The organism is Corynebacterium tuscaniense DNF00037, assembly GCF_000759055.1.
Taxonomy (GTDB): Bacteria; Actinomycetota; Actinomycetes; order Mycobacteriales; family Mycobacteriaceae; genus Corynebacterium; species Corynebacterium tuscaniense.
Genome location: NZ_JRNG01000001.1, coordinates 70,943 through 84,440, shown reverse-complemented (window position 1 = coordinate 84,440; position 13,498 = coordinate 70,943). Strand labels below are relative to the sequence as shown.

The following is a 13,498-nucleotide window of genomic DNA, read 5'->3' as shown; positions in this document are numbered from 1 at the left end:
GACACGTGCCCGGAAAGCTACGCGTTCACGAACTGGCAAAACAGCTCGGCGTAACAAGTAAAGAACTACTCGCAACCCTGAAAGAGGAAGGCGAGTTTGTTAAGACTGCTTCTTCCACCATCGAACCCCCGGTGGTGAAGAAAATGATTGCGCTCTACGAAGAGCGCGGTGCCGCTGCCGACGACGCGAAGGAAGAAAAGGCTGCGAAGGCACCAAAGAAACCAGCGGCGAAGACCGCTGCGAAGCCAGCCGTTAAACCGGCGCCGAAGCCGGCTGCTGCGAAACCTGCTGCGCCAGGACCGAAATCTGCAGCACCGAAACCCGCAGCGCCAAAACCGGCTGCTACGGCGAAGCCCGCCGCCCCCAAGCCTGCTAAGCCGGGGCCGAAACCCGCAGCACCGAAACCGGCTGCTGCTAAAACGGCTGCTAAAACGGGGGATGCGGCATCCGCTATGCCGCGCCCAATGCCGAAGCCGGGTGGTCGCCCGCGTGTGGCCAACAACCCGTTCTCGTCTAATACTGGTGGTCCGCGCCCGCAGCCGCGTCCCGGTGGAAACCGCGGTGGTGGGGCAGGTGCTGGTGGCGGTCAACGTCGTTCCGGTGGTGGTCAGGGTCAGCGTGGCTCCGGTGCACCGCGTTCAGGCGCGCCGAGCCCGGCAGATATGGCAAATGCGCCAAGCCCAGGCCAGATGCCATCGCGTGCTGCCACCCGTGGTGGTGGACGTGGCCGCGGTCAGGGTGGTCCCGGTGGTGGTCGCGGACGTGGCCACGGTGGACCTGGTGGTTTTGGTGGTCCCGGTGGTGGGTTCCGTGGCCGCGGTGGTCGCCGTGGTGGCACCGCCGGTGCTTTCGGGCGCCCAGGTGGCGCACCTGGCCGGGGACGCAAGTCCAAGCGCCAGAAGCGTAATGAGTACGAGGAGATGCACGCACCGAACGTCGTTGGTGGCGTTCGCCTGCCCGACGGTGGCGGTAAAACCGTTCGCCTGCGCCAGGGAGCAACCTTGTCTGACTTAGCAGAGAAGATCGGTACCGAGGCATCTAACCTCGTCCAGGCGCTGTTCAACCTCGGTGAGATGGTGACGGCGACGCAGTCCGTCTCCGAAGACACCCTGCAGCTGCTGGGTGCGGAGATCAACTACGAAGTTCAGATCGTCTCCCCTGAGGATGAGGACCGTGAGCTGCTTGAATCCTTCGACCTGCAGTTCGGTGAAGATGAAGGCGGCGAAGAGGCGCTTGAGCAGCGTCCGCCTGTTGTGTCCGTCATGGGTCACGTTGACCACGGTAAGACCCGCCTGTTGGACTCCATCCGTAACGCCAACGTTGGCCGCGGTGAAGCTGGTGGCATTACCCAGGGCATTGGTGCGTACCAGACCGAGGTCACTCTTGATGGTGAGCACCGCAAGATCACTTTCCTTGATACCCCGGGGCACGAGGCCTTTACTGCGATGCGTGCCCGTGGTGCGAAGTCCACGGACTTGGCCATCCTCGTCGTTGCTGCTGATGACGGTGTGATGCCGCAGACCGTGGAGGCCATCAACCACGCCAAGGCAGCTGACTTGCCCATCGTGGTTGCAGTGAACAAGGTGGATAAGCCCGAGGCGCAGCCGGACAAGATCCGTGGACAGCTCACCGAGTACGAGCTGGTGCCGGAGGAGTACGGCGGTGACACGATGTTCATTGACATCTCCGCGAAGAACGGCACCGGTATCGATGAGCTACTGGAGGCGGTATTGCTCACCGCGGATGCGTCCTTGGAGCTCACGGCGAACCCAGACATGGATGCGCAGGGTCTGTCCATTGAGGCACACCTGGACCGTGGCCGTGGTCCGGTGTCCACCGTGATTGTTCAGCGCGGTACTCTCCGCGTCGGCGATTCCATTGTTGTGGGCGGCAACTTCGGCCGTGTCCGCCGCATGGTCGACGAGTGGGGCCACGACGTGGAGGAGGCAGGCCCGTCCTGCCCGGTCCAGGTCCAAGGTCTCAACGGTGTACCTGGTCCTGGTGACAACTTGCTCGTGGTTGAGGACGATCGTGTTGCGCGCCAGATCGCGGCACAGCGTGATGCTCGTCAGCGTGCCGCCATGCAGGCCCGCAAGAAGAAGCGCGTTTCCCTGGAGAACCTGGATCAGGCGCTCAAGGAGACGAACACGCTCAACCTCATTCTCAAGGGCGACAACGCCGGTTCGGTGGAGGCCCTGGAGGAAGCGCTGCTCAAGATCGAGGTCGACGACGAGGTGGATGTGAACATCATCGACCGCGGCGTTGGTGCGGTCACGCAGACCAACGTCTCGCTCGCTGCGGCGTCGGATGCTGTCATCGTGGCGTTCAATGTCCGTTCCGAGGGCAAGGCCACGGAGGAGGCCAACGAGGAAGGCGTGGAGATCCGCTACTACTCGGTGATCTACCAGGTCATCGAGGATGTGGAGGCTGCTCTCAAGGGCATGCTCAAGCCGATCTACGAGGAGCGTGACCTGGGCACCGCGGAGATCCGTCAGATCTTCAAGGCATCTGCTGTGGGTCTTATCGCTGGTTGTATGGTCACCACCGGCAGCGTCAAGCGTGGTGCCAAGTTGCGCCTTGTGCGCGATGGCAATGTGATTACGCCGGACGCAACCATCACCTCCCTGCGCCGGGAGAAGGACGATGTCACCGAAGTGGCCAAGGGCTACGAGTGCGGTATGGTCCTGTCCTACCCGGATATTCAGGTGGGCGATGAAATTCAGGTCTACGAGATGGTTGAGGTACCAAGGACGTAGGCGTGGGTTGAGAGGGATCGTCGATAAGCATGTGCTTATCGACGATTTCTTTAGCCCTGTAGACTTAAAACCCTGTTCTGCTACTGACATCAAAGGAGTGACGCTATGGCTGACAACACGCGTGCACAACGGCTGGCTAAGAGGATCCAGACGATTGTGGCAAGCGCCATTGAGCGCCAGATCAAAGACCGCCGCTTGGAGTTGGTCACCGTCACTGATGTCCGAGTGACCGGCGATTTGCATGATGCGACTGTGTTTTACACGGTGCGCGGCGCGAATATTGATGATGCGCCGGATTATGAGCAGGCCGCTGAGGCCCTTCACCGTGCTCGCGGTCAGCTGCGCAAGATCGTCGGCGACGAGTTGGGGGTGCGTTTCACTCCGACGCTGGCTTTTGAGTTGGATACTGTGCCGGAAGCATCTGCACGTATGGAGGAGCTGCTGGCACGTGCCCGTGCGCGTGATGAGGAGCTGGCTGAGTTGAAAAAGAACGCCACCCCAGCGGGGGAGGCGGACCCGTATAAGACGAAGGACGAATAAATGGCCGGTGACATTCACGCCGAGTATCCGGCTTTGTTTGGCCCCGGTGAGGGGGACTTTGCCGGCGTGGCCGCGAAGCTGAGTACCGCAGATGAGGTGCACATTGTCACCCACATTCGGCCGGATGCGGATGCGGTAGGGTCGGCCCTTGGCCTGAAACATGGGCTTGCTGCTCTTGGCGTGCCGTCCACGGTGTACATCGGGCAGAAAGAGGAGCTTCCTGAAAACATCAGGACGGTGCCGGGCGTGGCATCGGTAGCGTTGGGGGAGCCACTGCCTCCTTCTGGCGTGGTGGTGACCACGGACTGCGCGTCATTGGACCGCACCGGCATGTACCACGATGAGCTGGCGGGCAACCCGGAGCGCGTTGTGGTGATTGACCACCATGCGTCGAATCCTGGTTATGGCGCGATGAATTTGGTGTTGCCGTCTGAGTCGACGACGGTGATTATCCGTGAGCTGCTCGCCCACATGGGTGTTGCACTCACCCCGGATATTGCGTACTGCCTGTATGCGGGTCTGGTCACGGATACGGGAAGCTTCCGGTGGGGGACTTCCCGCATGCACATTCTCGCCGCTGAGTTGATGGAGCACGGCGTGGATACCCGCGCTGCCGCGATGGACCTCATGGATGCGGTGTCGGCGGATGATTTGAAGCTCATGGGGGATGTCATGGCGGGCATGGAAACTCGTGTGGCGGGGCGCTACACCATCTCCGTGCTTGCTATCGACGATGTGCATCTCCGCCACATGAACCAAACTGCGATCGAAGCCATCATTGAGTACTCTCGCGCGTTGACCGGTAGTGATATCGGCGTGGTATTCAAGGAAATTCACCCGGGTTATTGGTCTGTGTCCCTGCGTTCGAGCGTGGTCAATGTTGCGGATGTGGCGGCGATGCACGGCGGTGGCGGACACGTCCCGGCTGCGGGCTATTCCGTTGCGGGTGCTGTGGACGCTGCGATTGATGCGTTGCAGCAGTCTGTTTCGGAGCTTCCGTGACGGATGTGACCGCACGGCGGGTGCTTGCACTCGCTCTTCCTGCCCTAGGGGTGCTCGCCGCGAACCCGCTGTACCTGCTGCTTGATACGGCTGTGATTGGTCGTTTGGGTGCGGTGGAATTGGCGGCGTTGGCAGCTGGCGCCACGGTTCAATCCACGGTGACGACGCAACTGACCTTTTTGTCCTATGGGACAACAGCGCGCTCTGCACGCTTTTATGGGGCGGGCAAGAAAGACCAAGCAGTTGCTGAGGGCGTGCAGGCCACCTGGGTTGCCCTTGGCGTGGGTGCGCTGCTGGCCATATTGGTGTGGATCTTTGCCCGGCCGGTTGCGCTGTTTCTCACCAATGATCCCGTGGCAGCTGGGCAGGCAGTGTGGTGGATGCGCACTGCCGCTTTTGCCATCCCGCTCACCCTGATCATCATGGCGGGCAACGGCTGGTTGCGAGGCATACAGAACACCCGCCTGCCGTTTGTGTTCACGTTGTGTGGGCTGATCCCGGGCGCTATTGCTTTGCCGTTCCTTGTAGCCCGCTTCGGACTGGTGGGTTCGGCGGTGGCCAACATTATCGGGATGGGGCTGACCGCGGCCGGGTTCATTGCGGCGCTGATACGTGCGCACGAGGGACCGTGGAAGCCCCAGTGGCGTGTGATCAAACAGCAGCTCGTCTTGGGGCGTGATTTGATCGTGCGTTCGTTGTCATTCCAGGTGGCGTTTGTCTCCGCCGCGGCGGTGGCAGGGCGTGTCGGGGTGGCTGCGCTCGCGGCACACCAGATCATGCTGCAACTGTGGAATTTCCTCACATTAGTGCTTGATTCCCTGGCTATTGCCGCACAAACCCTCACTGGCGCTGCGTTGGGCACCGGCCGGGTGGATACCGCGCGTGACGTGGGGCGCCAGGTGGTGAGGCTCTCCGCGGGCTTCGCACTGATCTTGGCGGCGGTCTTCGCACTTGGTGGTCCGATTATCCGTCGTATCTTCACCTCCGAGGAGGCGGTGCTGGATGCGATGGTGGTGCCGTGGTGGGTGCTCATTGCCATGATCGTGGCCGGGGGTGTGCTTTTTGCACTCGACGGAGTGTTGCTGGGCGCCAGCGATGCCGCTTTCCTGCGTACACTCACGGTGGCCTCGGTGGTCTTCGGTTTTCTGCCAGGTATCGCTGTTGCTTACTGGGCTGGCACGGGACTCACTGGCATCTGGTGTGGTTTGGCCGCGATGATTGCGCTGCGATTGGTCGGCGTGGTCTGGCGGTTCAAATCCATGCGCTGGGCGCGCACAGTGGTAGGAACATAAGCACGATGACTGTGCAGCCCAACAAAAAGCGGACCACCACCTTGTGGGCGGTTTCCGATTTGCATGCGGCGGTGAAGGCGAACCAGCCGCGGTTGGAGGAGATCCAGCCGAATGATCCCTCGGACTGGCTCATTGTTGCTGGTGACGTGGCGGAACGCACTGAATTGATCGTTCAGGTGATGCAACAGTTCGTGGATCGTTTCCACACGGTCATGTGGGTACCGGGCAACCACGAACTTTTCTGTCGTGGCACTGACCGGTATACGGGGCGTGAGAAGTACGAGCACCTGGTGGAGGAGCTGCGCACGATCGGGGTGATTACTCCGGAAGACCCGTATCCGGTGTTTGCGGGTGTGACCATCGCACCGCTGTTCACCTTGTATGACTACTCTTTCCGCGGGCCGATGATGAGCGTGGAGGAAGCGCTCGCGTCCGCGCGGGCACGTGAGATCGTGCTCACGGATGAGGTGGCCATTGCTCCCTTCGTAGATATTCGTGCGTGGTGCTGGGACCGCTTGGCGTACACCACCAGGAGGCTTTCCCGAGTGGAGGGGGAGACCATCTTGGTCAACCACTGGCCGCTCATCCAAGAGCCAACGGACAAGATGTTGTGGCGTGAGATTGCCCTGTGGTGTGGCACGCGACATACCCGTGGGTGGCCGAAGCGCTACAACTCCCGTGCGGTCATTTACGGGCATCTGCACATGCCTGGTGTGGAAACGTATGACGGGGTGGATCATATCGAGGTGTCTTTGGGATACCCAGACGAGTGGCGGCGGCGCGAAAACGGCCCGCAGTGGCCGTACCCGGTGATGGAGGTGGAGCAGTGATTGATCGCGACCTGTTCCCCGAACCGGCTCGAGTGGTGTACATGTATACCGACCGGGCCAATGGTGACACGGACCTAAGCAATTACAACGAACTTCACCCTGAAGAGCGCATCGTGGTTAGTCGTGCTGTGGATTCCCGGAAGGGGGAATTCGGTGACGCGCGGTGGTGCGCCCACGAGGCTTTGCGAGAGCTGGGTGTGGATTCGGTCCATGCGATTCTGCGTGGGGAGAAGGGGATGCCGTTGTGGCCGGAAGGCTACACCGGTTCCCTCACTCACACGGAAGGTTTGCGCATCGCGGTGGCGGCGCCGACGAAGACGCTGCGGACCGTGGGCATTGACGCTGAACCGGCGGAGCCCCTGCCGGACGGCGTGTTGGGGGAGATCGCCCGGCCCCAGGAACGCGAATGGGTAGACAGCCAAAAAGCCGCTGGCCACGGTTGGGCTGACCGCCTGTTGTTCTGTGCGAAGGAAGCGACGTACAAGGCCTGGTTCCCCATGACCTTGCGCTGGCTCGGCTTCGAGGACGCGGAGATTGATATCCGCGAGGACGGTACATTCATCGCCTATATCTTGAAACGCCCGACACCGGTGCCGTTCATCGAGGGGCGTTGGGTGGTCCGAGGTGGCTACGTGTGCGCGAGCACGTTCGTGGTGAGGTAGAACCCTAGAGGGTGGAGGGGCGGGCGACGAAGATCGTCGATAAGCGAGAGCCCTTTTCTTTGACCAAAGCGACCGCACGGCCATCTGGGCCGACTGCGGCGTGCACGCCCTTTAGGCCGCGAGGCTCGAGCCATTTGCCCATTGCGAGCGCCGCGTACTCATCCGTGGTTACTTCCAGAACAGGCCACGCGGTGGTCAGTGCTTCATCGAGCGTGAGGGACAGCTGCGGGGTGGCCTCCAAGGATTCCAGCGTGCGCGCATGAGCGAGAGTGAAGGGCCCAGATGCTTCACGACGCAACGCGGTCAAGTGTCCACCCACCTCAAGCGCCTCACCCATATCGCGTGCCAGCGATCGGATGTAGGTGCCCGAAGAGCAATGCACGCGCGCATCCACGTCGACGAAAGAACCTTCGTGGCGAATCTGCGACACGTCGAAGCTAAACACCGTCACCGGTCGAGCCGGGATGACCACTTCTTTGCCTTCGCGCACGAGCTCGTGAGCGCGCTTGCCGTCGATCTTGATGGCGGAAACCTTGGATGGCACCTGCATGATGTCCCCGGTTAGCGCGGCGACTTTGGCCATGATCGCCTCATCGGTGAGCGCGGAAGCGTCCGTCTGCGAGACGATGTCGCCCTCCGCATCATCCGTCGTGGTGGAAGCGCCCAAGCGGATGGTGGTGGAGTACACCTTGTCATCGGCCACGAGGTGAGCCAGCAGCTTCGTGCCGCGCTCAATGCCGGCAACAAGGACACCGGTGGCCATTGGGTCGAGCGTGCCGGCGTGCCCTACCTTGCGGGTTCCAAAAAAGCGCCGCAAACGTGCCACAACATCATGGCTGGTCATGCCAGCCGGTTTATCCACCACGACGATGCCGGAGGTGGACAGAGGGTCAGGGTTTTGGCCAAGGTTCATAGCACTAACCCTATGCACTACGCTGTCGCGAGTGGATATTTTGTCAGGGCTCGCTGAGGTTCCCGCCGGTCTGAATGGACCGGTGGTCACCATCGGGGTCTTCGACGGGGTGCACCGCGGACACCAGAAGCTCATCGGGCATGCGGTGGATCGCGCCCGCGAAGCCGGTGCGCCGAGTGTGTTGATGACCTTCGACCCGCACCCAGTTGCTGTCTTCGCGCCCGAGCACACACCCGATGTGCTCATGCCGTTGACGGAGCGCGCCCGTCTCATTGAGTCGCTCGGCGTTGATTACATGCTGGTCATTGACTTCACCAAAGAGCTCGCGGGGGAGAGCCCGGAGGACTATTTTGTGCAGGTGATCGTCGATAAGCTCCATGCTTCCCGCGTCGTCGTGGGGGAGAACTTCACCTTCGGCGCGGGTGGGTTGGGCACGGCGCGCACGATGCAGGAGCTCGGCGAAAAATACGGCGTCGACGTGGACATTGTTCCGTTGCTTTTTGACGGCTCCTCCCGCGTCTGCTCCACCTCCATCCGACACGCTCTCGCCGAAGGTGAAGTGGGCCAAGCCTCTGAGTTTCTTGGCCGTGCGTTCTCTGTGACCGCACGTGTGGAGCGCGGCGCCGGACGCGGTGGCCGCGAATTGGGTTACCCGACCGCGAACCAATACGTTGGCGATAACGAAGCCGTGCCGGGGGATGGCGTGTATGCCGGCTGGTTCACCGTGCTGCCGGAAGAGGGAACCGGCCCCATCGACGGGGACATGGAATTAGAGGTCTGTTATCCGGCGGCGATCTCCGTGGGCACGAACCCCACTTTTGGTGATGCGCGCCGTAGCGTGGAGTCCTTCGTACTTGACCGCGACGCAGATCTGTACGGGCGGCTCGCGCGCGTGGAATTCATTGCGAAGGTGCGCGACATGGTGAAGTTTGATTCCGTCGATGAATTGCTGGAGAACATGGCGCGCGACGTGGCAACCGTGCGCACCCTGCTTGAGCGCGCTTAGAGGTTCACCGGATAGGCTGGGGCCCCATGACCCGCAAAATGATTCTGGACCTAGATACCGGCATCGATGATGCCCTCGCTCTCGCCTACGCACTGGGCTCGGAGGAAGTAGACCTCATCGGTGTGACGGGCACGTATGGCAACGTGCTTGTGGAAACTGGTGTGCGCAACACCCTGGCCATCCTTGAACTCTTTGGCCGCACTGACGTCCCAGTGTTTGCTGGCCCTGGCCATGCCAGCGCGAAAGAGTCCTTTGAGGTGCTGGAGATCTCCGAGTTCATCCACGGCAAGAACGGCATCGGCGAAGCAGAGCTACCGGAGCCCGCGCGCCGGGTGGAGCCGAAGTCCGCGGTGGACTTCCTCGTGGAATCGGTGGAGAAGTACGGCGATGAGCTCGTCATTGTTCCCACCGGTCCATCTACCACCATTGCTGCTGCAGCAAAGGTGAGCAAGACATTTGCGGAGAAAGCCCACATCGTCATGATGGGTGGTGTGCTCACCGTCCCCGGCAACGTGTCGCCGTGGGCTGAGGCCAACGTCAACCAGGACCCGGAGGCAACCGACGCGATCTTCCGCAGCATGAAAGACATCACGATGATCGGTTTGGATGTCACACTGCAGACTCTTCTGACCACCAATGAAACGGCTCAGTGGGAAGCGCTGGGCACTCCGGGCGGTGACTTCCTCGCAGCAGCCACGAATTACTACATCGGTGCCTATGACACCACCGCGCCACATCTGGGTGGCTGCGGTCTGCACGACCCGCTGGCTGTTGGTGTGGCCATTGACCCGACACTAGTGGCCACATTGGACATTAACCTCAAGGTCGACACCGAGGGGGAGACCCGCGGACGCACCATCGGTGATGAAACTCGGCTCAATGACGAGACGAAGACAGCCAAGGTTGCCGTCGCAGTGGACAAGCAGCGCTTCCTTGATGAATTCATGCGCCGCCTCACCGGCCTGGCTGAGAAGAGCTAGCGGGATTAACAGTTTCCGCCCGCGGTGCGGTACTCTTTCCAATTCGGTAGCGGCAACGCGTGACTGTGGTTCGCAGCAGTCCCCGCCACTGACTTTCCGATGAATGCGAACTGAAATAACCAAGGAGAACACTTTCCATGGCTTTGACCACTGAGAAGAAGGCCGAGATCCTCAAGGAATACGGCCTGCATGAGACCGACACTGGTTCCCCGGAGGCTCAGGTTGCCCTGCTCACCGAGCGCATCAATAACCTCACCGAGCACCTCAAGGACCACAAGCACGATCACCACTCCCGTCGTGGTTTGCTGCTGCTCGTTGGTCGTCGCCGCGGTCTGCTGAAGTACCTGCGCGAGAATAACGTTGAGCGTTACCGTGAGCTGATTTCGCGTCTGGGGCTGCGCCGATAAGCAAAAAGCTTTTCTTCCAGCACGAACAACGGCCGTCATCGTTTGGCGGCCGTTTTTCGCGCGCATACGGTGTTTTACGTGGCTAGCTGGTAGTGTGCCTGGGTGCAACCAAAAGATTCACCTCGGCGGCACCGACGACCGCCACGAACCCATGAAAGGGATCTGTTGAGCAAGAACACAAAGCACACCCCGGACAACTCCGTTGAATTCCACATTGATGAGGAATTCGGCCTGACCGAAGCAACTGCCATTCTGGACAACGGCGACTTTGGCACCCGTACCGTCCGGTTTGAAACCGGACAGCTTGCGCGCCAGGCTGACGGCTCGGTGACCACCTACCTCGACGACGACACAATGCTGCTGGCCACCACTACCGCATCCAACCAGCCACGCGAAGGCTTTGACTTCTTCCCACTCACCGTTGACGTGGAAGAGCGCATGTACGCCGCTGGAAAGATTCCGGGCTCGTTCTTCCGCCGTGAAGGCCGCCCGTCCACGCAGGCGATTCTGGCCTGCCGCCTGATTGACCGTCCGCTGCGCCCGACCTTTGTCAAGGGCCTGCGTAATGAGGTCCAGGTTGTCATCACTGTGATGAGCTGGGACCCAGAGGAGTACTACGACGTTGTAGCTATCAACGGCGCATCGGCTGCAACGCAGCTGTCTGGTCTGCCGGTATCTGGCGCTGTTGGTGGCGTGCGCATGGCGCTCATCGCTGATGACAGACATCCAAAGGGCCAGTGGGTCGCGTTCCCGAACCACGAGCAGCACGAGAAGGCTGTGTTCGAAATGGTCGTGGCCGGCCGCATCGTCGAGAAGCGAAAAGGTCGCCGCAAGGTCCAGGACGTTGCCATCATGATGGTGGAAGCTGGCGCGGGCGTGAACGTGATGAAGCTGGTGGCTGACGGCGCGCCAGCACCGACGGAAGCGACCGTCGCCGAGGGGCTGGAGGCGGCGAAGCCCTACATCAAGACCTTGTGCGAGGCGCAGAATGTTCTGGCTGAGAAGACCGCGAAGGAAGCGCAGGAATTCCCTCTCTTCCCGGCATACAGCGATGAGGTCTTTGACGCTGTGGAGAAGAAGGCCTCCAAGAAGCTGGCCAAGCTGCTCACCATCGCGGGTAAGGCTGAGCGCGATGACGCGACCAATGAGTACATGGAGGAGATTGAGGAGAACCTGCTGTCCTCCTTCACCGCTGAGGACGCATCCAAGCAGATCCGTGCCGCCTACAACGCGCTGATGAAACAAATCGTGCGCGAGAAGATCCTCACCGAGGGCTTCCGTATCGACGGCCGTGGGGTCACCGACATCCGCGACCTCGGCGTCGAAGTGGAACTGATTCCGCGTGCCCACGGCTCCGCTCTGTTCGAGCGTGGTGAAACCCAGATTCTCGGCGTGACCACCTTGGACATGTTGAAGATGGAGCAGCACCTAGACGCACTCCACCCGGAGACCTCCAAGCACTACATCCACCACTACAACTTCCCGCCGTACTCCACCGGTGAGACCGGTCGCGTTGGTTCGCCGAAGCGCCGCGAGATCGGCCACGGCGCGCTGGCTGAGCGTGCCCTCGTGCCAGTGATTCCGTCCAAGGAGGAGTTCCCGTACACGATCCGGCAGGTCTCTGAGGCGCTGGGCTCCAACGGTTCGACCTCCATGGGTTCTGTGTGTGCATCGACGCTGTCGCTCTACAACGCTGGTGTGCCACTGGCTGCGCCGGTTGCTGGTATCGCCATGGGCCTTGTTTCCGGTGAGGTTGACGGTGAGACCAAATACGTTGCGCTGACCGACATCCTCGGTGCTGAGGATGCATTCGGCGACATGGACTTCAAGGTTGCCGGCACCCCGGATTTCATCACCGCCCTGCAGCTGGACACCAAGCTTGACGGCATCCCGTCCGACGTTCTGGCTAACGCGCTCACCCAAGCCAAGGAAGCCCGCGGGACCATCCTGGACACGATGGCTGAGATCATCGAGGGCCCGGATGAGATGAGCCCGCTGGCCCCGAAGATCACCACCGTGCACGTGCCTGTGTCCAAGATCGGTGAGGTGATCGGCCCGAAGGGCAAGACCATCAACCAGATCACGGAGGAGACGGGCGCTGACATCTCCATCGAGGATGACGGCACCATCTACGTTGCCGCTGCCACGGGTGAAGGTGCAGACGCTGCGATTGAGCAGATCAACTCGATTGCGAACCCGCAGCAGCCGAAGGTGGGGGAGCGTTACCTGGGCACTGTTGTGAAGACGGTTGCTTTTGGTGCGTTCGTGTCCCTCACGCCGGGTCGTGATGGCCTGGTGCACATTTCCAAGCTTGGTGGCAACAAGCGTATTGAGAATGTGGAGGATGTAGTCAACGTTGGCGACAAGATCGAGGTTGAGATCGCGGACATCGATAACCGCGGCAAGATCTCGCTCGTCCCAGTCGAAGACTAAGCTCCTGCTTATCGACGAAGCCCCGGCTAGTTCACTGTGAACTGAACTAGCCGGGGCCTTGTTGTGCGTTACTTTTGGAAGTCCACGACCACGCGCGTCGGGTTTTCAATCACTTCAACCTTGAAGGGGCGTTTCTTGTCCACGCCGATGTACCACCTGGAATCGCCTTCATCCCAGCCTTGGTAGACAACGTCGGTGATACTCGGGGCGTGCCCGTCTGAGCCTTGTGGGGCTTCATAGGGATCATTCACTCCGCGCACGAGTACGAGGAGTGCGGCGCCACCGTTGACGTGAACATCGAAGCCAGATCCTTGTTGGCTGGGGTGATCGTCGTACTGCGCAAAAATCCACGGTGTGCCAGTGCCGCCGATGTCGAAGACAAGGCGATCAAAGGTGTCGTGCGCGCCGATGCGGACACCGGTGACTTTGTAGGAGCCGTCTCGGTGATCCCTAATTTCCACGCGGTCGGTGCCAAAACCGTGCGCGACCGGTGGCTCGGGGGCGGCTTTCTCCGTTGTTTCTACCGTTGTGGTGATGGTGTTCGGGGGAGCTGATTCGCGCAGTGTCATCACGGCTTCGTCAGGTTCTTGCAGCTGTGAGCATGCGCCTGCCGACATGGCCGCGAACAATGTACTACACACCACAGCTACATGGCGGGCGTGGAACATGATCGGGAG

Annotated in this window: 12 protein-coding genes; 10 read left to right on the top strand and 2 right to left on the bottom strand. The window is 61.0% G+C overall.

All coding sequences use genetic code 11. The annotated features are described in order from the left end of the window. The first annotated feature begins 5 nt into the window (after positions 1-5). From infB to HMPREF2129_RS00380, 6 genes are all read left to right on the top strand, one after another. A complete protein-coding gene (gene infB, locus HMPREF2129_RS00405; protein ID WP_034661512.1) occupies positions 6-2,756 on the top strand; it encodes a translation initiation factor IF-2 in 2,751 nt (916 codons plus the stop codon). Between the two features lie 105 nt (positions 2,757-2,861). Continuing rightward, the gene (rbfA, locus tag HMPREF2129_RS00400; protein ID WP_034661505.1) at positions 2,862-3,296 is read left to right on the top strand and encodes a 30S ribosome-binding factor RbfA; all 435 of its coding nucleotides are present in this window, start codon (positions 2,862-2,864) and stop codon (positions 3,294-3,296) included. Beyond that, positions 3,297-4,298 carry a DHH family phosphoesterase gene (locus HMPREF2129_RS00395; protein WP_052092444.1) on the top strand — a complete coding sequence of 334 codons (1,002 nt, stop codon included), beginning with the start codon at positions 3,297-3,299 and terminating at the stop codon, positions 4,296-4,298. Continuing rightward, a complete protein-coding gene (locus HMPREF2129_RS00390) occupies positions 4,295-5,590 on the top strand; it encodes an MATE family efflux transporter (protein ID WP_034661503.1) in 1,296 nt (431 codons plus the stop codon). The genes HMPREF2129_RS00395 and HMPREF2129_RS00390 overlap by 4 nt, the downstream gene beginning before the upstream one ends. Positions 5,591-5,595: 5 nt before the next feature. Then, positions 5,596-6,420 carry a metallophosphoesterase family protein gene (locus HMPREF2129_RS00385; RefSeq protein ID WP_034661501.1) on the top strand — a complete coding sequence of 275 codons (825 nt, stop codon included), beginning with the start codon at positions 5,596-5,598 and terminating at the stop codon, positions 6,418-6,420. Beyond that, positions 6,417-7,082 (top strand): 4'-phosphopantetheinyl transferase family protein, encoded by a 666-nt coding sequence (locus HMPREF2129_RS00380; RefSeq protein ID WP_034661499.1) that lies wholly within the window; start codon positions 6,417-6,419, stop codon positions 7,080-7,082. The genes HMPREF2129_RS00385 and HMPREF2129_RS00380 overlap by 4 nt, the downstream gene beginning before the upstream one ends. Positions 7,083-7,086: 4 nt before the next feature. Here the strand turns inward: HMPREF2129_RS00380 and truB are convergent, their stop codons facing one another. Further along, on the bottom strand, positions 7,087-7,995 hold the full coding sequence (gene truB / locus HMPREF2129_RS00375) for a tRNA pseudouridine(55) synthase TruB (RefSeq protein WP_034661497.1): 909 nt from the start codon (positions 7,993-7,995) through the stop codon (positions 7,087-7,089). A 31-nt stretch (positions 7,996-8,026) separates the two neighbouring features. On the opposite strand from truB, the gene HMPREF2129_RS00370 reads away from it, so the two are divergent. The 4 genes from HMPREF2129_RS00370 (at position 8,027) to HMPREF2129_RS00355 (ending at position 12,821) form a co-directional block, all read left to right on the top strand. Continuing rightward, positions 8,027-9,001 carry a bifunctional riboflavin kinase/FAD synthetase gene (locus tag HMPREF2129_RS00370; protein WP_034661495.1) on the top strand — a complete coding sequence of 325 codons (975 nt, stop codon included), beginning with the start codon at positions 8,027-8,029 and terminating at the stop codon, positions 8,999-9,001. A gap of 26 nt (positions 9,002-9,027) precedes the next feature. Continuing rightward, positions 9,028-9,981, top strand: a complete 954-nt coding sequence (locus HMPREF2129_RS00365) for a nucleoside hydrolase (RefSeq protein ID WP_034661492.1) — start codon at positions 9,028-9,030, stop codon at positions 9,979-9,981. A 137-nt stretch (positions 9,982-10,118) separates the two neighbouring features. After that, entirely contained in the window at positions 10,119-10,388 is a 270-nt protein-coding gene (rpsO, locus tag HMPREF2129_RS00360) for a 30S ribosomal protein S15 (protein ID WP_034661490.1), read from the top strand. Positions 10,389-10,550: 162 nt separating this feature from the next. Further along, positions 10,551-12,821 carry a polyribonucleotide nucleotidyltransferase gene (locus tag HMPREF2129_RS00355; RefSeq protein ID WP_034661669.1) on the top strand — a complete coding sequence of 757 codons (2,271 nt, stop codon included), beginning with the start codon at positions 10,551-10,553 and terminating at the stop codon, positions 12,819-12,821. 68 nt (positions 12,822-12,889) lie between these two features. Here HMPREF2129_RS00355 and HMPREF2129_RS00350 read toward each other — a convergent pair whose 3' ends face one another. After that, positions 12,890-13,489 carry an AMIN-like domain-containing (lipo)protein gene (locus tag HMPREF2129_RS00350; RefSeq protein WP_156959202.1) on the bottom strand — a complete coding sequence of 200 codons (600 nt, stop codon included), beginning with the start codon at positions 13,487-13,489 and terminating at the stop codon, positions 12,890-12,892. Positions 13,490-13,498: the final 9 nt, after the last annotated feature.